The following is a 21,135-nucleotide window of genomic DNA, read 5'->3' as shown; positions in this document are numbered from 1 at the left end:
GGCGTTCGACGACGACCCCGACCCTGCTCCGTGACCCGCCGATGACCACCTCGCAGCCCGGTCGGAGCGGCCCCCAGCTCTTCCTGGTGTTCCTCGTCATGGCGGCGCTGATCGCCGTGGCGTGGGGTGTCGCACACCCCGACGTGATCGCGCCGCCGCAGCCCGGGCCGGTGGAGAACGTCGAGCCGCGCGGGTCGTCCGCCCCGGTCGGGACGCCGGCGCAGGCGCCGACGCCGACGGAGGCCCCTGCCGAGGAGCCGGCCGAGCCCGAGACGTCCGAGCCGGCTGAGCCGGCTGAGCCGGCTGAGCCGGCTGAGCCGGCGCCGGTGAGCGGCGCGACGCTGCCGGGCGGTCGCCGTACGGTCTTCGGCGGCAACCACTTCCTGGTCGCCTACTACGGCACCGCCGGCACCGGGGCGCTCGGAGTGCTGGGGGAGACGTCCATCCCCGAGGCGCACCGGCGGCTGGTGCGGGCAGCACGGCCCTACGCCCGGCCGGGCGCCCCGGTGCAGCCGGTCTACGAGCTGATCGTCACGATCGCCGACCGCACCCCCGGACCCGACGGCGACTACAGCCACGACATCGACCCCGCCGCCGTACGCCGCTATGTCGAGGCCGCGCGCCGGCAGGGGGCGCTGGTGCTCCTCGACCTCCAGCCGGGTCGCGCCGACTTCCTCGACGTCGCGAAGCGGTGGGAGTGGGCGCTGCGCTACCCCCACGTGGGGCTGGCGCTGGACCCCGAGTGGCGCATGGAGCGGCGCGAGGTCCCGGGCACGGTCATCGGGTCGGTCGGCGCGTTCGAGGTCAACCGCACCTCGGCGTGGCTGTCGCGGCTGACGGTGGAGCGCGACCTGCCGGAGAAGCTCTTCGTGCTCCACCAGTTCCGCACGTCGATGGTCGAGCGGATCGACAAGGTGCGTCAGCGGCCGCGGCTCGCGCTCGTGCAGCACGTCGACGGCTTCGGCAACCAGCGCGAGAAGCTGGCGACCTACGGCGTCGTCGCCTTCCCCGAGAAGTTCACGATGGGCTTCAAGCTGTTCTACGACGAGGACGTCAACCGGATGGGACCGCGCGAGGTGCACCGGATCCGTCCTCGGGTCCGGCTCATCTCCTTCCAGTGAGGCAGGTGTAGAAACAGCCCATGACCGCTGCCGCCCTGGACCAGGCCGACCCGCTCGCGCCGCTGCGCGCGCGCTTCGTCGGCGCCGACACCCCGCTGGTCTACTTCGACGGCAACTCGCTCGGCCGGCCGCTCGCGGCGACCGGACCCCGGTTGTCCGCCTTCGTCGAGGAGGAGTGGGGCGGGCGGCTGATCCGCGGCTGGGACGAGCGTTGGTTCGACCTGCCGCGGGTGATCGGCGACGAGCTGGGGCGCATCGCCCTCGGTGCAGCGCCGGGGCAGACGGCGGTCGGCGACTCGACGACCGTGCTGCTCTACAAGGCGATGCGTGCCGCCGTCGCGGCCCGTCCCGGCCGCACCGAGATCGTGATCGACCGCGACAACTTCCCGACCGACCGCTACCTCGCCGACGGCGTCGCCCGCGAGTGCGGGCTGACCCTGCGCTGGATCGACGTCGACACGAGCTCCGGGGTCACCGCCGACCTGCTCGCGGCGGCCGTCGGCCCGCAGACGGCCCTGGTCGTGCTCAGCCACGTCGCCTACCGCTCCGCCCACCTCGCGGACGCGCCCCGGCTGACGCAGATCGCCCACGACGCCGGCGCCCTGGTGCTGTGGGACCTCTCGCACTCGGTCGGCTCGGTGTCGATGGAGCTCGACGCGTGGGACGTCGACCTGGCCGTCGGCTGCACCTACAAGTACCTCAACGGCGGCCCCGGTGCCCCCGCCTTCGTCTACGTCGCCGCGCGGCACCTCGACGAGCTCGAGCAGCCGATCCAGGGCTGGATGGGCGCCCAGGACCCCTTCCTGATGGGGCCGACCTACGCTCCCGCCCCCGGCATCCAGCGGATGCTGTCGGGCACCCCGCCGATCATCGGGATGCTCGCGATGCAGGACATGCTGGCGCTGATCGACGAGGTCGGCATGCCGGCCGTCCGTGCCAAGTCGGTCGGGCTCACCGAGCACACCATCTCCGTGGCCGACGCCCTCCTCCCCGGGGTGACGGTGGCCTCCCCACGCGAGGCCGCGTGGCGCGGTGGGCACGTCACGCTCAACCACCCGCACATGCGTGAGGCCACCGCCGCACTGTGGGCGCAGGACGTCATCCCCGACTACCGCGACCCCCACGGCCTCAGGATCGGGCTCTCACCCCTCTCGACGTCGTACGCCGAGGTGGAGGCCGGCCTGGAGGCGGTTCGCGTCGTGCTGGAGGGCCTGACAGGCTGAGCCGATGCTCTTCCCACGCGCACTGCAGCCGGGCGACCGGATCGGGGTCACCTCACCGTCGAGCGGGGTGAGCGAGCGGCTGTGGCCACGTCTCGAGGCCGGCGTCGCCTCCCTGCGCGAGCGGGGCTTCGAGGTCGTGGTCGGTGAGTGCATGTCCGCCGACCGGGTCACCTCGGCCCCCAAGGAGCGCCGCGCCGCCGAGCTCATGTCGATGCTCCTCGATCCCGCGATCCGCGCCGTCGTGCCGCCCTGGGGCGGCGAGCTGGCGATCGACCTGCTCGACGAGCTCGACTGGGACGCGCTGGCTGCCGCGGAGCCGACCTGGACCGTCGGCTTCAGCGACTCCACCGCGTGGATGCTGCCGCTGACCCTGCGCCTGGGCTGGGCGACGCTGCACGGCAGCAACCTGATGGACACGCCCTACGTGCCGCCGGAGGGCCTCCTGCACTGGGTCGACGTCGCGTCGGCCACGGAGCCGTTCGTGCAGACCAGTCCCGGGCGCTTCCGCGACGCGGGCTGGGACGACTACGCCGGCGACCCGGGCGTCTCGACGATGACGCTGGAGGGCGAGGGATCCTGGACGCTCGTCGGCGGTGGCGGGCTCGACGTCACCGGCCGCCTGGTCGGTGGGTGCGTCGAGATCATGACCGCGCTCGCCGGCACGCCCTACGGCGACGTCCCGGCCTTCGGTCGCGAGCACGCCGACCAGGGCTTGATCGTCTACCTCGAGGTCGCGGACTACCCCTCCTACGACGTCGCCCGCATCCTCCACGGGCTGCGCTACGCCGGGTGGTTCGCCGAGGCCGAGGCGATCCTCATCGGACGCACCCGCGCCAAGGGCTTCGACGACCTCAGCCAGCACGAGGCCGTGATCGACGCCCTCGGCATGCTGGACGTCCCGATCGTCCTGGACGTCGAGTGCGGGCACGCGCAGCCGTTCCTCCCCCTGGTCAACGGCGCGCTCGCCCGCGTCGTCGTCGACGACCGGCGCCGCGAGATCACCCAGACCCTGGCCTGAGCGTCAGTGCACGTGGTCCTGCCAGTCGGCCGGGACGCGCCCGGCGGGGCCGGGGACGGGCTGGTCCTCGGGGTGGGAGGTGGGTGGGGCGAGGGGGTCGGCGAGGAAACCGGCGTCGGTGGTGAAGTCCCAGAACCAGTCCTCGCCCGGCTCGAAGCTCTGCATCACCGGGTGCCCGGTCGAGCGGAAGTGGGCGGAGGCGTGCTGGGCCGGTGAGGAGTCGCAGCAGCCGACGTGGCCGCACTGGGCGCAGCGCCGCAGGTGCACCCACCAGCCGCCGGCGTCGTCGCACTCGAGGCACCCGGTGCCGCTGGGAGGGACGCTCGGGTCGATGCCTGCGGTCATGCCCCGACGCTAGGGCACCTCGGGCCGCGCTGGCGAGCGTCGGTCCCACCACGCGGCCGCGCCGAAGAACGCCAGGAACATCCCGGTGATGCCGACGACGGCGACCAGCACGGCAGCCCAGCCCTCCTCGTCGGGGTCGAGGAACGGGTAGGGGTACCAGCCGTCGAACGCGCCGAAGCTCAGCGTCCACGCGGCCCACGTCAACGGGAAGAGCAGCGCCAGCCACACGACCCGTGACGTGACCCGGGGGCGTGGTCCGACGGCGAGCCAGCCGACGACCGCCAGCGCGGGCACGACCATGTGCAGCAGCTTGTCGGCGGCCCAGTCCCAGCCCTCCAGGTCCAGCAGCGGACGCAGCAGGAAGAAGTGGACGACGGCGGTGATCGCGATCCCGACGATGCCGGCGAGCCTGACGACGCGCCAGGTCGGGCCGTCGCGCGCGGGGTCGCGCGCCAGGGTGACGGCTGCGACGGCGACCAGCAGGTTGCTCTGGATCGTGAAGTAGGCGAAGAAGCGGTAGACGCGCATCGCCAGGCCCGGGGGCTCGACCTCGTCGAGCACCGGGTTGCCGATGACGATCAGGACCAGCTGCAGGACCAGCGCCGTGACAGCGACGGCGGCGGTCAGTGCGTGCCACCGCTGCGCGGTGCGGCTGTCGAGCCTCATGGCGCGAGCGTAGGGCGTCCGACGCGCCGGCGGCGTCGGTGCCCCCGACCTACGCTCTCGACGTGCCCACATCCCACGACCACGGCCGGTTCGACACCATGACCGGAGGCCCCCGATGATCCTGCCCCCACCACCTGCTCCGGGCGCGGGAGCGACGCCCCGAGACGTGGCGAGCTGGGTCGCCGCGCACCTCGGCGACCTGGCCCTGGAGGGCGCCGACGGCATCCGGCCCGGTGCGATCCGGGGCGGCCAGGTCGCCGCCGACGCGGCGCTCGCCGGCCTCGACGTGTCCGGCTACGCGCGCGACCGCAGCACGGTCCTCCCGGTCGAGAAGCGGGGGGCGACGCGCCTGTCGCCCTACCTGCGTCACGGGTTGCTGAGCCTGCGCGAGGTCTGGGACGCGGTGTCGGACGCGCCGTCGCGCGACCGCGAGAAGTACCGCTACGAGCTCCTCTGGCAGGAGTACGCCCGGCACCTCTACGCCCGCGTCGGCACCGCGCTCGGCGAGCCGTTGCGTCACGCCCAGCCGACCCCGAGCCGGCCGTGGGACGACCGGTGGCCCGCGCAGATGGCCTGCGTCGGATCCGCGATGGAGGAGCTGCGCGGCGACGGCTGGATGGTCAACCAGGTCCGGATGTGGATGGCCTCGCAGTGGGCGGTGCGTGCCGGTGCACCCTGGCGCGCGGGGGAGGACGCGATGTTCGTCCACCTCCTCGACGGGTCCCGCGCCGCCAATCGGCTCGGCTGGCAGTGGACGGTCGGCACCGGCAGCGGCAAGCCCTACGGCTTCAGCCGCTGGCAGGTCGAGAAGCGCTCACCCGGTCTGTGCGACTCGTGCGCGCTCTCGCGCTCCTGCCCGATCCCCGAGTGGCCCGACGCCGACCTCGGGCCCGAGGTCGACGGCCCCTACCTCGGCGCCGCCGAGATCCCGGGCGGGCCGACGGAGGTCGAGGGTGCCGGTGGTGAGGTCGTCTGGCTGACGGCGGAGTCGCTGGGCGTCACCGACCCCGCGCTGGCGGCCGCCGACGACCGGCCGGCCGTCTTCGTCTTCGACGAGCCGCTCCTGCGCCGGCTGCGGCTCTCGGGCAAGCGGCTGGTCTTCCTCGCCGAGACCCTCGGCGACCTGGCCGCGACCCGCCCCCTCGAGGTACGCCGGGGACGCGTCGACGTCGAGCTGGCCGACCTGCCCCTCGCCACGACGTACGCACCGGTGCCGGGGTGGACGCGCCTGGCCGCCCGCCTCGACCCGGTCGAGGTGCACCCGTGGCCGTGGCTGGTGCGGCCCCGGCGCGCCCCGGTGCGGTCCTACACCGCGTGGCGCAAGGGTGTCGGCGACCCGGCGTAGGTTGGAGCGCATGGACCCTCGGATCAGCTTCGTCACGCTCGCCGTGGCAGACCTGGACGCGTCCCGGGCGTTCTACGTCGACGGCCTCGGCTGGTCGGCCGCGCTGGACGTGCCGGGCGAGGTCCTGATGATCCGGACCGGTGAGCACCTCGTGCTCTCGCTGTGGCTGGCGGCGGAGTTCGAGGCCGAGGTCGGCCCGATCGTGCGTGGCCCGGGCGTCGTGCCCGTGACCCTCGCCCACAACGTCGCGACCCACGACGAGGTCGACGCGGTGCTCGCGACCGCGCGCGCCGCCGGCGCCGACCCCGTCAGCGAGCCCTTCGAGCGTGACTGGGGTGGCTACAGCGGTTACTTCGGCGACCCTGACGGGTATCGGTGGGAGATCGCCTTCAACCCCGGACCGATAGGACAGGTGGTGCTGCCATGAGCGACGACCAGAAGACCGACGAGAAGACCGACCCGAAGAGCGTGCTCGACGGGCACGACGTCGAGACCGCGCTGCTGGAGGACTGGCGGCTGATGTTCTCCTCGCTGCACGCGCGCTTCGAGACCGGCGACTTCGCGACCGGGCTGGCGCTCGTCGACCAGATCGGGGCGGCGGCCGAGGAGATGGACCACCACCCCGACCTCGAGCTGTCCTACCCCCGTGTCGACGTCCGGCTGACCAGCCACGACGTCGGCGGCGTCACGAGCCGCGACATCGACCTCGCCCGCCGCATCAGCGACCTCGCCGGCTCGCTGGGCGCCAAGGCCGCGCCGGCCGCCACCCGGGTGCTCGAGCTCGGCCTCGACACGTGGGACCACGAGGAGATCAAGCCCTTCTGGGCAGCCGTCCTGGGCTACGAGGCGACCCAGGCCCACGACGACGAGCTGGTCGACCCCGACGGCACCCGGCCCACCATCTGGTTCCAGAAGGCCGAGCGGCACGACGAGCCCGCCCAGCGCTTCCACCTCGACCTGCGCATCCCGCCCGAGCAGGTCGAGTCGCGCATCGCCGGCGCCCTCGAGGCCGGCGGCACCCTGGTCAGCGACGAGCGGGCGCCGTCCTTCTGGGTGCTGGCCGACGCCCAGGGCAACAAGGTCTGCCTCACGACCTGGGTGGGTCGCTCGGCCACCGCCTGACGTCCTGACGACCCGCACGATTCACATGGTGGGACCGGCGTCCCGCGATGTGGGACGCCTGTCACACTCGGATGACGGCACGACACCCGCGGCGTTACGGTTGGCCCATGCTTCTCGACCTTCTTGTACGCACTGGACGCGCCAGCTGACTCGATCAGCCAGCGCGTCGCCCCTCGTTGCCCAGGCAACCGAGGGGTTTTTTGTTGGAAGCACAGTTGTAGGACGAGCCGTTGTCGGGACGGGCCAGACCACCACGAAGGATGACAACCTGATGAGCGAGCAGATGACAGGCGCGCAGAGCCTGATCAAGTCGCTGGAAGCAGCCGGGACGGAGAACATCTTCGGCATCCCGGGGGGCTGCATCCTCCCGGCCTACGACCCGCTGATGGACTCCTCGATCCGCCACATCCTGGTGCGTCACGAGCAGGGCGCCGGGCACGCGGCCCAGGGCTACGCCTCGGCCACCGGCAAGGTCGGCGTCTGCATGGCCACGTCGGGTCCCGGAGCGACCAACCTCGTGACCCCGCTCGCCGACGCCCACATGGACTCCGTGCCGATGGTGGCCGTCACCGGCCAGGTCGCCGCCAGCGCGATCGGGACCGACGCCTTCCAGGAGGCCGACATCCGCGGCATCACGATGCCGATCACCAAGCACAGCTTCCTGGTCACCAACCCCGACGACATCGCGCGGACGGTGGCAGAGGCCTTCTACATCGCGTCGACGGGCCGCCCCGGCCCGGTCCTCGTCGACGTCGCCAAGTCCGCACTCCAGGCCACGACGACCTACGAGTGGCCCACCGAGCTGCACCTGCCGGGCTACCGCCCCGTGACGCGTCCCCACGCCAAGCAGATCCGCGAGGCCGCCCGGCTGATCCTCGAGTCGCGCCGCCCGGTCCTCTACGTCGGCGGCGGCACCATCCGCTCCCGCGCGTCGAAGGAGCTGCGGGTCCTGGCCGAGCTCACCGGGATGCCGGTCGTGACCACGCTGATGGCGCGGGGCGCGTTCCCCGACAGCCACCCGCAGCACCTCGGCATGCCCGGCATGCACGGCACCGTGGCCGCGGTCGCGGCGCTGCAGAAGAGCGACCTGATCATCAGCCTGGGAGCGCGCTTCGACGACCGGGTCACCGGGCAGCTCGAGTCCTTCGCTCCTGGCGCCAAGGTCATCCACGCCGACATCGACCCCGCCGAGATCGGCAAGAACCGCCATGCCGACGTGCCGATCGTCGGTGACGTCCGCGAGGTCATCAGCGACCTGGTCATCGCCCTGCAGACCGAGGCCGACGCGGGCAACACCGGTGACTACGAGCAGTGGGTCGAGTTCCTGGCCGGTGTCAAGACGACGTACCCGCTCGGCTACGACACGCCTGCCGATGGGCTCTCGCCGCAATACGTCATCGAGCGGCTCGGCAAGATCTCCGGCGAGGACACGATCTACACCGCCGGGGTCGGCCAGCACCAGATGTGGGCGGCGCACTACGTCAGCTACGAGAAGCCCAACACCTGGATCAACTCCGGTGGCCTCGGCACCATGGGCTTCGCGGTCCCCGGTGCCATGGGTGCCAAGGTCGGCTGTCCCGACCAGACGGTCTGGGCCATCGACGGTGACGGCTGCTTCCAGATGACCAACCAGGAGCTGGCCACCTGCGCGATCAACGACATCCCGATCAAGGTCGCGATCATCAACAACGAGTCGCTCGGCATGGTGCGCCAGTGGCAGACGCTCTTCTACAACGAGCGCTACTCCAACACCGACCTGGAGTCCAAGCGGATCCCCGACTTCGTCAAGCTCGCCGAGGCCTACGGCTGCGTCGGGCTCGCCTGCGAGGACCCCGCCGACGTCGACGCCACCATCCGCAAGGCGATGGAGATCAACGACGTGCCGGTCGTGGTCGACTTCCGTGTCCACCGCGACGCGATGGTCTGGCCGATGGTCGCCGCCGGAGCCAGCAACGACGACATCAAGTACGCCCGCGACCTGGCGCCGGAGTTCGAGGAGAACGACCTGTGACGACCACCCACACCCTCAGCGTCCTGGTCGAGAACAAGCCCGGTGTCCTGGCTCGCATCGCCGGTCTCTTCAGCCGCCGCGGCTTCAACATCGACTCCCTCGCGGTCGGCCCGACCGAGCATGCCGAGGTCTCGCGCATGACGATCGTCGTCAACGTCGAGGAGTCCCCGCTCGAGCAGGTGACCAAGCAGCTCAACAAGCTCGTCGAGGTCATCAAGATCGTCGAGCTCGACCCGCAGGCGTCGGTCAACCGCGAGCTGGTCCTGGTCAAGGTCGCGGCCAACGCCGAGACCCGGGGGCAGGTCCTCGACACCGTCCAGCTCTTCCGTGCGAAGGTGATCGACGTGGCCAACGACGCCGTGACGATCCAGATCGTCGGCAACACCGCCAAGATCGGTGACTTCCTGCGCGTCCTCGAGCCCTTCGGGGTGCGCGAGCTCGTGCAGTCGGGCCAGGTCGCCATCGGCCGTGGCTCCCGCTCCATCTCCGAGCGCAGCCTGCGTCCGGTCGCGATCCCCGCACCACCTGCCATCGTGAGCTGAGCCGCGACCTCGCGGCGTACAGAACCCCAGAGTGAAACAACCAGAAGGAGAAGCCCGACGTGGCTGAGATGTTCTACGACGACGACGCCGACCTGTCCCTGATCCAGGGCAAGAACGTGGCGGTGATCGGCTACGGCAGCCAGGGCCACGCGCACGCGCTCTCCCTGCGCGACTCGGGCGTGGACGTCCGCATCGGTCTGCAGCCCGGCTCCAAGAGCCGCGCCAAGGCCGAGGCCGAGGGCCTGCGCGTGATGACCCCCGCGGAGGCCGCGGAGGAGTCCGACGTGATCGTGATCCTGGCCCCGGACCAGCACCAGCGCAAGCTCTACGCCGAGGAGATCGCTCCTCACCTCGCCGAGGGCGACACCCTGGTCTTCGGCCACGGGTTCAACATCCGCTTCGGCTACATCACGCCCCCCGAGGGCGTCGACGTCTTCATGGTCGCCCCCAAGGGCCCCGGCCACCTCGTGCGTCGTGAGTACGTCGACGGCCGCGGCGTGCCCGTGCTCGTCGCCGTCGAGAAGGACGCCTCCGGCAACGCCTGGCCCCTCGCGCTGTCCTACGCCAAGGGCATCGGCGGCCTGCGCGCCGGCGGCATCAAGACCACCTTCACCGAGGAGACCGAGACCGACCTCTTCGGCGAGCAGGCCGTGCTGTGCGGCGGTGCCTCGCAGCTGGTCATGTACGGCTTCGAGGTCCTGACCGAGGCCGGCTACCAGCCCGAGGTCGCCTACTTCGAGTGCCTGCACGAGCTCAAGCTCATCGTCGACCTGATGTACGAGGGCGGCATCGCCAAGCAGCGCTGGTCGGTCTCCGACACCGCCGAGTTCGGCGACTACGTCTCCGGGCCCCGCGTCATCACGCCCGACGTCAAGGCCAACATGGTCGCGGTTCTGGACGACATCAAGAACGGTGCGTTCGCCGAGCGCTTCATCGCCGACATGGACAACGGCTCGCCGGAGTTCACCGAGTTCCGCAAGGTCGGTGAGGCGCACCCGATCGAGACCACCGGTCGCGAGCTGCGCAAGCTCATGGCGTGGGTCAAGTCGCACGACTCCGACTACGTCGAGGGCACGTCCGCCCGCTGACCTACTCATGCCGAGTCGGCGCGATGTTGCAGCAGTGGTGTGCAACAATGCGCCGACTCGGCATTCCGGGTGCAACATCGCGCCGACTCGGGCTACTTCACCTCGGAGCGCAGGACCAGCCGGAGCCCGACCGCGAGCGGGACGACGAGCCAGATGAGCCCGGCGGTGCCGAGCTGGGCCCAGGCCTCGCCGGTCATGTCGCCCTCGAAGAGCGCGCCCTGGGCGAAGTTGAAGTCCACCCACAGCTGCAGGTCCTCGAACCAGGCTGCGTTGGCGGCGAGCAGCATCGACAGCGTCGGCAGGACGAACGAGTAGACGAAGTAGCCCACGATGGCACCGGCGGAGCTGCGGATCAGGACGCCGAGCATGAAGCCGACGAGCATGCCGAGCACGTTGGCCAGCACGATGTAGGCCATGTGGGTGGCCGAGATGTCCCACACCGCGTCGTTGCCGGTGATCGCAGCACCGAGCAGGTTGCCGAGAGCGCCGACGCCGACGGCGACGAGCATCGAGGCCACGCCGACGCCGATGGCTGCGACGAGCTTGGCCTGGACGACCCGGGACCGGTGCGGCACGAGCGTGAAGGTCGTCAGACCGCTGCGCTGCGACCACTCGCTGGTGACGGAGAGGATGGCGATCATCGGCAGCAGGATCGCGATCGGCACGCCGACGGCAGCGCCGAAGTTGTCGTAGGTGATCTGGTCGTCGGGCGCGAAGACGATGACCGCTCCCGTGGCCAGGACCGCGGTGATGCCGATGCTGGCCAGCAGCCAGAAGCCGGAGCGGGTGTCGAACATCTTGCGCAGCTCGACGCCCAGGATCCGGCTGGTGGGCGTCCGCGGCGGGACAGGTCGTGGCGCGCGGGTCGATGCCGGGGTGCCGGTGGTCCGGATGGGCTCGACGGTGGTGACGACGCTCATGCCGCTGCTCCTTCTCGTTGGGTGTCTGCGGTGAGCTCGAGGAACATCTCCTCGAGCCCGGCTCCGTCGGCGCTGCGCAGCTCGGTCAGCGCCACGCCGGCGGCGAGCGCGATCGAGCCGACGAGCGAGGGGTCGGCGTCGGTGCGCAGCGCGCCGCCGTCGTACGCCGTGGGGCTGAGGCCGGCGGCCTCGAGCGCGGCGGTCAGTCCGGCGGTGTCGGCGCTGCGGACGACCGTGCCGGCAGCCGCGAGCAGCTCGGCCTTGGTGCCCTGCGCGACGATCCGGCCGTGGCCGATGACCACGAGGTCGTCGGCGATCACCTCGATCTCGTGCAGCAGGTGCGAGGAGAGCAGGACCGTGCCGCCGGCGTCGGCGTAGCCGCGGAGCAGGTCGCGCATCCAGCGGATGCCCGCTGGGTCGAGGCCGTTGGCGGGCTCGTCGAGGACCAGCACCTCGGGGTCGCCGATCAAGGCCGTGGCGATGCCCAGGCGCTGGCGCATGCCGAGGGAGTAGTGGCGCACCCGACGCTGCGACTCGGCGTCGGTGAGGCTGACCCGCTCGAGCATGTCGTCGACGCGACCGCGGGGGAGCCCCATGGTCCGCTGCGCGATGGTGAGGATCTCGCGGCCGGTGCGACCGGCGTGCTGCGCGGATGCGTCCAGCAGGACGCCCACCTCGCGGCCCGGATCGGGCAGGTCGGCGAAGCGGCGGCCGAGGACCGTGGCGGAGCCCGACGAGGCGGGCGTGAGGGCGACCATGATCCGCATGGAGGTGGACTTGCCGGCCCCGTTGGGGCCGAGGAAGCCGGTCACGCGCCCGGCGTGGGCGGTGAAGGAGACGTCATCGACCGCGGTGAACCCGCGGTAGGACTTGCTGAGTGACTCGACGGTGATCATGGGACGAGCCTCGCGGGACGGGGCCCTCGGCACATCGGGGAGACTGCTGAGCCCACCCCCGGAGCGACCCTCGGTCCGGTCTCGGGGTTGACCCCGAGGCCGGAACATCGCGGTCGTCGTCGGCGTTGGCCCCCCATGCGCATCGAGATCTGGTCCGACGTCGTCTGCCCCTGGTGCTACGTGGGCAAGCGCCGTCTGGAGACGGCCCTGTCCACCTTCGAGCACGCCGACGAGGTGGAGGTGGTCTACCGCTCCTTCGAGCTCGACCCCTCCGCGCCCCACCACGGCACCGAGAAGACGCTGGTCACGCTGTCGCGCAAGTACGGACGCAGTGAGGACGAGATGCGCCAGATGATGACGGGCCTGATCGACACCGCCGCCGAGGAGGGCCTCGAGATGCGCCTCTTCGACAACGTGCACACCAACACCGTCGACGCACACCGCCTGCTCCACCTCGCCCTCGACGCCGGGGGACCGCCGCTGCAGCGCGAGCTCAAGGAGGCCCTGCTGGCGGCGTACTTCACGCGCGCGGAGGACGTCGGTGACCACGCCGTGCTGCGCGTCGCCGCGCGGTCGGTCGGTCTCGACGCCGCGCGCGTCGACGAGGTGCTCGCCTCGCAGGAGTACGCCGAGGCGTTCGCCGCCGACGTCGCGCAGGCGCGGGCCTACGGCGCCACGGGCGTGCCGTTCTTCGTCGTCGACGCCCGCTACGGCATCTCGGGCGCGCAGCCGGCCGAGGCCTTCACACAGGTGCTCGAGCAGGCCTGGGCGGAGTCGCGCCCCAGCCTGCAGGTCGTCGGCGGCGCCGACGGCGCCGGCGACGGTGCGTGCGGCCCGGACGGCTGCGCGATCTGACCGCGGCCCGGACGCCGGGCGGCTCACGAAGTGAGGGCACCCTCACTTTGGTTAGGCAAACCTAAGTTCATCAGAGTATCCTCATTGGGTGCTCGCCCACTACCTGATCGGACTGCGCGAGGGGCTCGAGGCGAGCCTCGTCGTCAGCATCCTGGTCGCCTACGTCGTCACGTCCGGCCGTCGACACCTGGCCTATGGCGTCCACGACCTCCAGGAGGCGGGTTTCCTGCCCGGCCTCCACACGCTCGCGTGGACCTTGTACGTCGTCCCCGTCTCGGTCCTCTTCCTCCGCTCTGCGCGGCGCCGCTCGAGCGCGCCCGCCGGCCGTCCTGCCCCCGCACCCGCACCCGCACCCGCACCCACTGTCATCGGAGGAAGCACCCCGTGAAGCGCTTGTCCTGGATCACCGCCGCCCTGCTCGTCACCGGGCCCGCCCTGGGCGCCTGCGGCGGGGAGAGCACGGCCCCGACCTCCTCGGGGGAGAACGGGGACGCCCGTGCCCTCGCCGTCGACTCCTCCGACGAGGCCTGCGACCTCTCGGCGACCGAGGCGCCCGCCGGCACCCTCAGCTTCGACGTGACCAACTCGGGGACGCAGGTCACCGAGTTCTACCTGCTGGCCGAGGACGGCCTGCGCGTCGTCGCCGAGGTCGAGAACGTCGGGCCCAGCATCACCCGCGCGCTCGTCGCCAATGTGCCCGCCGGCAGCTATGTCACCGCCTGCAAGCCCGGCATGACCGGTGACGGCATCCGCTCGGACTTCACCGTGACCGCCTCCGACGAGGCGGTCGAGGTCAGCACCGATGAGGACGGGCTGATCCGGGCCGCGCAGGCCAACTACGCCGCCTACGTGCAGGACCAGTCGGACCAGCTCCTGGTCAAGACCCGCGAGTTCGTCGGGCGCTACGAGGCCGGCGACGACGACGGCGCCCGCGCGCTCTACGCCGACGCCCGCACCCACTGGGAGCGCATCGAGACGGTCGCTGAGTCCTTCGGCGACCTCGACCCCCGGATGGACGCCCGTGAGGCCGACCTCGAGCCCGGGCAGGAGTGGACCGGCTGGCACCTGCTGGAGAAGGACCTGTGGCCCGCCCGCGCCACCGACTACACGCCGCTGACGTCTGCCGAGCGCGAGACCTACGCCCAGGACCTGCTCGCCAACACCGTGACCCTCGACGGCCGGCTCCAGGAGCTGACCTTCACCGTCGACCAGATCGCCAACGGCTCGCGCGGCCTGCTCGAGGAGGTCGCGACCGGCAAGGTCACCGGCGAGGAGGAGTACTGGTCGCGCACCGACCTGTGGGACTTCCAGGCGAACATCGACGGCGCCCGCGTCGGCTTCGACGGGGTCGCGCCCCTGCTCGAGACCAAGGACCCCGAGCTCGCCGCCCAGCTGACCGACCGCTTCGACGAGCTGCAGGTGCTGCTCGACGCGCAGCGCACCGCCGACGGCTTCCGCTACTACGACGAGCTGTCGGCCGACGAGGTCAAGGCCCTCTCCGACGCCGTCAACGCGCTGTCCGAGCCGCTCTCGCGCCTGACCGCGGCCGTGCTCTCCTGATGGTGGCCGGTCAGGTCTCCCGTCGGGGGCTGCTCGGTGGGGGAGTCGCCGCCGCCGGGGTGGCCGGCGCGTTCGTCACCGGCCGCGCGACGGCCGACGAGGCAGCCCCCGCCGGCGGCGCGACCGCGTCGCGGGCTCCGTCGTACGCGTTCAGGGGGGTGCGGCAGGCGGGCATCGTGACGCCGGCGCAGGACCGGCTGCACTTCGCCGCGCTCGACGTCGTCACGGACTCGCGCGAGGAGCTCGTCACGCTGCTGCAGGCATGGACGCTCGCGGCCGAGCGGATGACAGCGGGGCTGCCGGCCGGCGACATCGGCCCCGTCGAGGGCTCGCTCGACCTGCCGCCCGACGACACCGGCGAGGCGATCGGCCTGTCGGCGAGTGGACTCACGATCACCTTCGGCTTCGGTCCCTCGCTCTTCCGCGATGCCGACGGGCGCGACCGCTTCGGCCTCGCCGACCGGCAGCCCGCGGCGCTGCGCGACCTGCCGCACTTCCCGGCCGACCTGCTCGACCCGGCCCGCTCGGGCGGCGACCTGTGCATCCAGGCGTGCGCCGACGATCCCCAGGTCGCCGTGCATGCGGTGCGCAACCTGGTGCGCATCGGCTTCGGCACCACCTCCATGCGGTGGTCCCAGCTGGGCTTCGGACGTACGTCGTCGACGTCGGTCTCCCAGGACACCCCGCGCAACCTCTTCGGCTTCAAGGACGGCACGGCCAACGTCAAGGCGGAGGAGGCAGCGGCCCTCGACGACCACGTGTGGGTCGGGCCGACCGACGATGCAGCCGCCCCGTGGTTGGCCGGTGGGTCCTACCTGGTCGCGCGTTGCATCACCATGACCATCGAGGTCTGGGACCGCCAGCCGCTGGGCGACCAGGAGGCCTTCGTCGGACGCACCAAGGGCACCGGCGCGCCGCTGTCGGGCGGCGAGGAGTTCTCGGAGCCCGACTTCGAGATGCCGGGCCGAGGGGGCCCGATCATCCCCACGGACGCCCACGTGCGGATCGTCCATCCTGACCAGCACGAGGGAGCGCGGATGCTGCGCCGCGGCTACACCTTCGTCGACGGCACCGACGCCCTCGGCGGGCTGGACGCCGGGCTGTTCTTCGTCGCCTACGTCCGCGACCCGCGCACCGGCTTCATCCCGGTGCAGAACGCGATGGCCAAGCACGACGCGCTGATGGAGTACCTCAAGACGACCGGCTCCGCTCTCTTCGCCGTGCCACCCGGGGTCGGTCCTGACGAGTACCTCGGGCAGGCGCTCTTCGCCTGAGCCGATGTGAACCAGACAGACCTGGACGCGCGCATCCAGACCTACGACGTGGAGCAGTTCGTCGAGGCCGAGCGGCCCACGTCTCGCTCCGCCCAGGGTCCGCTGGAGTGGGAATCGGACAGGTCGTCGCGTCCGGACGCGCCCGTTGAGGGTGTCTCGCGGTGCCGTCAGCCCTGGTGGGCGGTGTGGTCGGACGGGCCATGGTCAATCGTTTGACCACGCGGAGCCGGGCCTGCCCGCCAGTCCACGCCAGCGGGGATCGAGCATCGGGCTGACGAGCACGCGCCAGGATCACGCCACGCAGAACTCGTTGCCCTCGGGATCCAGCATGACGACGTGACCGAGCGCGCCGTCGTAGCTCTCCGAGCGCACCTCGGTCGCGCCGGCGGCGACCAGCTCGGCCACCTTGGCGCGGATCAGCGACTCGCGCTCGGCCATGTCCCACGGCGGCTCCCCGGAGACGCGCACGTCGACGTGCATCCGGTTCTTGGCGGTCTTGGGCTCGGGGACGAGGAGAAAGCCGATGGCCGGGCCGACGCCGGCCGGGTCGATGATCGAGGCGTTGTCGGGCTCGTCGAAGCCGGGCTCGGGGACGTAGCCGAGCGCCAGCGCCCAGAAGGCCGCGATCGCCTGCGGGTCGGCCGCGTCGCAGCCCAGGGTCCAGTGGGTCGCCATGCGCGGCAACCTACTCGGCGAGGCGGACGAGCACGACCGTGTCGGCGTACGTCAGGCCCTTGCGGCCCTGAGGCCCGAGCCTGGAGAGGGCCTTGGTCAGCGTGGTCATGAAGCCGTACTTCGCCCGCACCCGGCCCTGCACCTCGTCGAAGAGCGCGCCGGAGCGCACCATCTCGGCTGTGCCCTCGACGGGCGTGGTGCCGTCCTTGACCTTGCCCACGCGGTCGGAGGCCTGCAGCAGCACCCGGGGCGTGTGCGCCAGGCGCTTGGTCTTGCCCGTGCCCATCGCTGTCCAGAAGCCGATGCGGCCGTCGCTCACCGGCACGATCCACGTCGGAGTCGAGACGGCCTCGCCGGTGCGGCGGAAGGTCGTGAAGGAGATGAACTGCTCGTCCGCGATGGCCATGGAGCCAGACTAGGACCGCTCGTGACGTGCGGGCGTGGCGAGGAACATCCGCGAGGGCGACTCGTACCACTGGTCCGTGATGCCCAGGTCGCGCAGCCCGAGCCGTTGGGCGACCCGCACCGACGCCTCGTTGTCGACCATCATCAGCACCCGGACCTCGTCGAGACCGGCGGCGTGCGCGTGGGCGATGACGGCCCGGGCCGCCTCGGTGGCATAGCCGTGGCCGTGGGCGTCGGGGTGCAGCGTCCACCCGACCTGGACCAGGCCTCCGGAGCCTGACCCAGAGGAGTCGGGGACCGGCACCAGGCAGACCCACCCGACCACCGCGGAGGTGGCGCACACCTCGATCGCCCACTGGTGCAGCGGCGGCTCCAGCTCGGCCCAGAAGGCGATCTTGGCGCGGGCGGCGTCGAGGTCGGTCATCAGCTGCGGCTCGCCGTCGTCGAGCCAGCGCACCACGTCGGCGCGACCGAGGACGTCGAGCACGAAGCCCGCGTCGTCCGGGGTGAAGGAGCGCAGCCGGAGCCGCTCCGTCTGGAGGTCCACGCGCCTCACCCTGTCAGGTCGCCGAGGTCGACGATGCGGTTGACGCCGACGTCGGCGAGGAAGCGCTCGTCGTGGCTGGCGACGAGCAGCGCGCCGCGGTAGGACGCGAGGGCCGACACCAGCGCGTCGTACGACGGCAGGTCGAGGTTGTTGGTCGGCTCGTCGAGCAGCAGGAGGCGGGGCGCGGGAGCGGTGAGCAGGACCGCCGCGAGGGTCGCGCGGAACCGTTCGCCGCCGGACAGCACGCCTACGAGACGCTCGGCAGCGGCTCCGCGGAAGAGGAAGCGCGCCAGGCTCGCCCGCACGGCGTTGTCCTCGACGCCGGGTGCTCGCGCCGCGACGTTGGCGACGACGGACAGGTCGTCGTCGAGCAGGTCGAGCCGCTGGGGGAGCAGCCCGACCGGCACGTGGGTCTCGACCGTCCCGCCGAGCGGAGCCAGCCGGCCGGCGACCGTGTGCAGCAGCGTGGTCTTGCCGCTGCCGTTGCGCCCGACGAGGGCGACCCGGTCCGGGCCGCGGACCTCCAGGTCGACGCGCGCCCCTGTCCGGAGGACGAGCCCGTCGGTGGTCAGCACCCTGCTCCCGCGCGGCACCTCGGTGCCGGGCAGGTCGATGCGGATCTCCCGGTCCTCCCGCAGCCGTGACTCGGCCTCGTCGAGGCGCTCGCGGGCCGACTCCAGGCGCGCCTGGTGCACCCCGCGCAGCCCGGCTGCGGAGCGCTCGGCCTGGTTCTTCTTGTAGTTGACCTGGGCCTTGCCGAGCCCGGTCGACTGCTCGGCCCGGTGGGCGACCCGTCGCCGCTGGGCCAGCTGGCGCTCGGCCTCGAGCTGGCCGCTCCGCTGGCGCCGCACGTCGGAGCGCGCGCCCGTCACGGCCTGCTCCGCGGCCTCCTGCTCCGCCGCGACCTGTGCGGCGTAGGACGACCACCCGCCGCCGTACCACCGCACGGCACCGCCCCGCAGGTCACCGATCCGGTCGACGCGCTCGAGCAGCTCGCGGTCGTGGCTGACGACGACGAGCGTGCGGGTCCAGCCGTCGACGACGTCGTAGAGCCGCTCACGGGCGGGGGCGTCGAGGTTGTTGGTCGGCTCGTCCAGCAGGAGCACGTCGTTCCGCTGCAGGAGGAGCCGCGCCAGGCCGAGCTGGGTGACCTCGCCACCGGACAGCTCGCCCATCGTGCGACCCAGCACGTCCACGGGCAGACCGAGCCGGGCGAGCTCGGCCACGGCACGGTGCTCGACGTCCCAGTCGTCGCCGATGACGTCGAAGCAGGCCTGGTCGACCGAGCCGGCCTCGACGGCGGCGATCGCCGCCAGGACGGGTGCGATGACGAGGAAGTCGGTCACGCGCTGGTCGGTGCGCAAGGTGAGGTCCTGGGGCAGGTAACCGACCTCGCCGGCCACCGTGACGTGGCCGCTGCTGGGTGTGAGCGCACCGGCGACCAGGCGCAGCAAGGTGGACTTGCCGGACCCGTTGATGCCGACGAGGCCGGTGCGGCCGGGCGCGATGAGGAGGTCGAGGTCGTCGAGGACCGGGGTGCCGTCGGGCCAGTGGAAGCCGACGGAGGACAAGGTGATGACAGCGGACATGCGGGCTCCGAGCAGGGTGGGGTCGAGACGCCAGGCACTGGCGCGGGGACGGCACCTCAGAGCAGCACGCGGGACCACCTCGGAGCGGGGGCAGGACACGGCGACGATAGACGTCCCACCCGGCGTGCGCGACGGGTTTTCGAGCGTGACGGTCAGGTAACGTGACGCCCGCACAGCGTCGTGCGCCCTCCATCCCCGGCACCAACCTCGAGGACACCGCTGTGAGCAAGCCCGTCGTACTCATCGCCGAAGAGCTCAGCCCCGCCACCGTCGAGGCGCTCGGACCGGACTTCGAGATCCGCAGCTGCAACGGGGCCGACCGGGCCGAGCTGTTGGCGGCCATCGTCGACGTCGACGCGCTGCTGGTGCGCTCCGCCACCAAGGTCGACGCCGAGGCGCTCGCCGCCGCCACGCGGCTCAAGGTCGTGGCCCGCGCGGGGGTCGGCCTCGACAACGTCGACGTGCGGGCTGCGACCCAGTCGGGCGTGATGGTCGTGAACGCGCCGACCTCCAACATCGTCTCCGCCGCCGAGCTCGCCGTCGCGCTGATGCTCGCCGCGGCCCGCCACGTCTCGCCGGCCCACGCGGCGCTGCGCGACGGGGAGTGGAAGCGGTCGAAGTACACCGGCATCGAGCTCTACGAGAAGACCGTCGGCATCGTCGGACTCGGTCGCATCGGCGTCCTCGTCGCGCAGCGCCTGAGCGCCTTCGGGATGAACGTCATGGCCTACGACCCCTACGTGCAGGCCGGTCGTGCCGCCCAGATGGGCGTGCGCCTCGTCGACCTCGACACATGGCTCGCCGAGGCCGACTTCATGTCGGTCCACCTGCCCAAGACGCCCGAGACCGTCGGCCTGATCGGTGCCGAGCAGCTCGCCAGGGCCAAGTCGTCGCTGGTGCTCGTCAACGCCGCCCGCGGTGGCATCGTCGACGAGGCCGCACTCTACGACGCCCTCAAGACCGGCCGCATCGCCGCCGCCGGCCTCGACGTCTTCGCCCAGGAGCCCTGCACCGACAGCCCGCTCTTCGAGCTCGAGAACGTCGTCGCGACACCCCACCTCGGCGCGTCGACCCACGAGGCCCAGGAGAAGGCCGGCATCGCGGTCGCCAGGTCGGTGCGCCTCGCGCTCTCGGGCGAGCTCGTGCCCGACGCGGTCAACGTGCAGGGCGGCGTGATCGCCGAGGACGTGCGCCCCGGCATCCCGCTCACCGAGAAGCTCGGTCGCGTCTTCACCGCCCTGGCCGGCGAGGTCGCCCAGCAGATCGACGTCGAGGTGCGGGGCGAGATCACCGAGTTCGACGTGAAGGTGCTCGAGCTCGCGGCCCTCAAGGGCGTCTTCACCGACGTCGTCGAGAACCAGGTGTCCTACGTCAACGCGCCGCTGCTGGCGGCCGAGCGCGGGACCGCCGTACGCCTCGTCCTGGACTCCGAGAGCCCCGACCACCGCAACCTGATCACGCTGCGTGGCACGCTGGCCGACGGCTCGCAGGTCTCGGTCAGTGGCACGCTCGTCGGGATCAACCAGAAGGAGCGCCTCGTCGAGGTCAACGGCTTCGAGATCGACATCGAGCCGACCGACCACCTCGCGTTCTTCACCTACGCCGACCGCCCGGGCATGGTCGGCACCGTCGGCCAGGTCCTCGGCGACGCCGGCGTCAACATCGCCGGCATGCAGGTCGCCCGCGACGCCAAGGGCGGCCAGGCCCTCGTCGCCCTCTCCGTCGACTCCGCCATCGCCCCCGTGACGCTCGCCGAGATCGAGACCGCCATGGACGCCTCCAGCGTGCGTGCGGTCGACCTGGTCTGAGGGTCCTCGGCCCGGATAGTGCGGGACGTTTTAGACCGACAGAGTACCCACGAGGTCGAAAAACTCCCGCCCATTCCCAGTCGGGGCAGGCCACCATCACCCGGGCCGAGCCGCGACGAGAACCC

22 protein-coding genes are annotated in these 21,135 nt (G+C 71.8%); 14 read left to right on the top strand and 8 right to left on the bottom strand.

The annotated features are described in order from the left end of the window. The 3 genes from RMN98_RS09155 to RMN98_RS09145 form a co-directional block, all read left to right on the top strand. Window positions 1-1,121 (top strand): hypothetical protein (locus tag RMN98_RS09155; RefSeq protein ID WP_309648508.1); only part of this gene is annotated, 1,121 nt, incomplete at its 5' end. A 20-nt stretch (window positions 1,122-1,141) separates the two neighbouring features. After that, window positions 1,142-2,344: an aminotransferase class V-fold PLP-dependent enzyme gene (locus tag RMN98_RS09150; RefSeq protein ID WP_309648507.1), complete on the top strand. Its 1,203-nt coding sequence runs from the start codon at window positions 1,142-1,144 to the stop codon at window positions 2,342-2,344. A 4-nt stretch (window positions 2,345-2,348) separates the two neighbouring features. Further along, on the top strand, window positions 2,349-3,362 hold the full coding sequence (locus RMN98_RS09145; protein WP_309648506.1) for an LD-carboxypeptidase: 1,014 nt from the start codon (window positions 2,349-2,351) through the stop codon (window positions 3,360-3,362). Between the two features lie 3 nt (window positions 3,363-3,365). Here RMN98_RS09145 and RMN98_RS09140 read toward each other — a convergent pair whose 3' ends face one another. Beyond that, complete coding sequence (locus RMN98_RS09140; RefSeq protein ID WP_309648505.1) at window positions 3,366-3,707, bottom strand: UBP-type zinc finger domain-containing protein; 342 nt, start codon at window positions 3,705-3,707, stop codon at window positions 3,366-3,368. A gap of 9 nt (window positions 3,708-3,716) precedes the next feature. Next, window positions 3,717-4,373: a Pr6Pr family membrane protein gene (locus RMN98_RS09135; protein WP_309648504.1), complete on the bottom strand. Its 657-nt coding sequence runs from the start codon at window positions 4,371-4,373 to the stop codon at window positions 3,717-3,719. A gap of 166 nt (window positions 4,374-4,539) precedes the next feature. Between RMN98_RS09135 and RMN98_RS09130 the strand changes: the two genes are divergently transcribed. The 6 genes from RMN98_RS09130 (at window position 4,540) to ilvC (ending at window position 10,481) form a co-directional block, all read left to right on the top strand. Then, entirely contained in the window at window positions 4,540-5,718 is a 1,179-nt protein-coding gene (locus RMN98_RS09130) for an FAD-binding domain-containing protein (protein WP_309648503.1), read from the top strand. A gap of 10 nt (window positions 5,719-5,728) precedes the next feature. After that, on the top strand, window positions 5,729-6,145 hold the full coding sequence (locus RMN98_RS09125) for a VOC family protein (protein ID WP_309648502.1): 417 nt from the start codon (window positions 5,729-5,731) through the stop codon (window positions 6,143-6,145). After that, complete coding sequence (locus tag RMN98_RS09120) at window positions 6,142-6,840, top strand: 4a-hydroxytetrahydrobiopterin dehydratase (protein WP_309648501.1); 699 nt, start codon at window positions 6,142-6,144, stop codon at window positions 6,838-6,840. Before RMN98_RS09125 ends, RMN98_RS09120 begins: the two co-directional genes overlap by 4 nt. A 271-nt stretch (window positions 6,841-7,111) precedes the next feature. After that, on the top strand, window positions 7,112-8,851 hold the full coding sequence (locus RMN98_RS09115; RefSeq protein ID WP_309648500.1) for an acetolactate synthase large subunit: 1,740 nt from the start codon (window positions 7,112-7,114) through the stop codon (window positions 8,849-8,851). After that, complete coding sequence (gene ilvN / locus RMN98_RS09110; RefSeq protein WP_309648499.1) at window positions 8,848-9,393, top strand: acetolactate synthase small subunit; 546 nt, start codon at window positions 8,848-8,850, stop codon at window positions 9,391-9,393. Before RMN98_RS09115 ends, ilvN begins: the two co-directional genes overlap by 4 nt. 59 nt (window positions 9,394-9,452) lie before the next feature. Further along, window positions 9,453-10,481: a ketol-acid reductoisomerase gene (ilvC, locus tag RMN98_RS09105; protein ID WP_309648498.1), complete on the top strand. Its 1,029-nt coding sequence runs from the start codon at window positions 9,453-9,455 to the stop codon at window positions 10,479-10,481. A 92-nt stretch (window positions 10,482-10,573) separates the two neighbouring features. Here the strand turns inward: ilvC and RMN98_RS09100 are convergent, their stop codons facing one another. After that, window positions 10,574-11,401, bottom strand: a complete 828-nt coding sequence (locus RMN98_RS09100; RefSeq protein ID WP_309648497.1) for an ABC transporter permease subunit — start codon at window positions 11,399-11,401, stop codon at window positions 10,574-10,576. Then, window positions 11,398-12,297 carry an ATP-binding cassette domain-containing protein gene (locus tag RMN98_RS09095; RefSeq protein WP_309648496.1) on the bottom strand — a complete coding sequence of 300 codons (900 nt, stop codon included), beginning with the start codon at window positions 12,295-12,297 and terminating at the stop codon, window positions 11,398-11,400. The genes RMN98_RS09100 and RMN98_RS09095 overlap by 4 nt, the downstream gene beginning before the upstream one ends. A gap of 135 nt (window positions 12,298-12,432) precedes the next feature. Between RMN98_RS09095 and RMN98_RS09090 the strand changes: the two genes are divergently transcribed. The 4 genes from RMN98_RS09090 to efeB all read left to right on the top strand — a co-directional run bounded on the left by RMN98_RS09090 (window position 12,433) and on the right by efeB (window position 15,986). After that, window positions 12,433-13,152 carry a DsbA family oxidoreductase gene (locus tag RMN98_RS09090; protein ID WP_309648495.1) on the top strand — a complete coding sequence of 240 codons (720 nt, stop codon included), beginning with the start codon at window positions 12,433-12,435 and terminating at the stop codon, window positions 13,150-13,152. Window positions 13,153-13,240: 88 nt separating this feature from the next. Further along, window positions 13,241-13,540 (top strand): FTR1 family protein, encoded by a 300-nt coding sequence (locus RMN98_RS09085; RefSeq protein ID WP_309648494.1) that lies wholly within the window; start codon window positions 13,241-13,243, stop codon window positions 13,538-13,540. Then, entirely contained in the window at window positions 13,537-14,712 is a 1,176-nt protein-coding gene (gene efeO / locus RMN98_RS09080) for an iron uptake system protein EfeO (RefSeq protein ID WP_309648493.1), read from the top strand. Before RMN98_RS09085 ends, efeO begins: the two co-directional genes overlap by 4 nt. A 2-nt stretch (window positions 14,713-14,714) precedes the next feature. Next, on the top strand, window positions 14,715-15,986 hold the full coding sequence (gene efeB / locus RMN98_RS09075) for an iron uptake transporter deferrochelatase/peroxidase subunit (RefSeq protein WP_309648492.1): 1,272 nt from the start codon (window positions 14,715-14,717) through the stop codon (window positions 15,984-15,986). Between the two features lie 291 nt (window positions 15,987-16,277). Here the strand turns inward: efeB and RMN98_RS09070 are convergent, their stop codons facing one another. From RMN98_RS09070 to RMN98_RS09055, 4 genes are read right to left on the bottom strand one after another with little or no spacing between them, the layout of a single operon-like run. Continuing rightward, complete coding sequence (locus RMN98_RS09070; protein WP_309648491.1) at window positions 16,278-16,661, bottom strand: VOC family protein; 384 nt, start codon at window positions 16,659-16,661, stop codon at window positions 16,278-16,280. A gap of 10 nt (window positions 16,662-16,671) precedes the next feature. Beyond that, window positions 16,672-17,067 carry a pyridoxamine 5'-phosphate oxidase family protein gene (locus RMN98_RS09065; RefSeq protein WP_309648490.1) on the bottom strand — a complete coding sequence of 132 codons (396 nt, stop codon included), beginning with the start codon at window positions 17,065-17,067 and terminating at the stop codon, window positions 16,672-16,674. A 9-nt stretch (window positions 17,068-17,076) separates the two neighbouring features. Beyond that, window positions 17,077-17,613, bottom strand: coding sequence for a GNAT family N-acetyltransferase (locus tag RMN98_RS09060; protein ID WP_309648489.1), 537 nt, complete (start codon window positions 17,611-17,613; stop codon window positions 17,077-17,079). A 5-nt stretch (window positions 17,614-17,618) separates the two neighbouring features. Then, a complete protein-coding gene (locus tag RMN98_RS09055) occupies window positions 17,619-19,202 on the bottom strand; it encodes an ABC-F family ATP-binding cassette domain-containing protein (RefSeq protein WP_309648488.1) in 1,584 nt (527 codons plus the stop codon). Window positions 19,203-19,363: 161 nt separating this feature from the next. Here RMN98_RS09055 and serA point away from each other — a divergent pair, with 161 nt between their 5' ends. Continuing rightward, entirely contained in the window at window positions 19,364-21,010 is a 1,647-nt protein-coding gene (serA, locus tag RMN98_RS09050) for a phosphoglycerate dehydrogenase (RefSeq protein ID WP_309648487.1), read from the top strand. Window positions 21,011-21,135: the final 125 nt, after the last annotated feature.

The sequence above is a fragment of the Nocardioides sp. genome (genome assembly GCF_031397825.1).
Taxonomy (GTDB): Bacteria; Actinomycetota; Actinomycetes; order Propionibacteriales; family Nocardioidaceae; genus Nocardioides.
The sequence above is the reverse complement of the archived record's forward strand: the minus strand, read 5'-3'. Positions and strand labels throughout refer to the sequence as shown.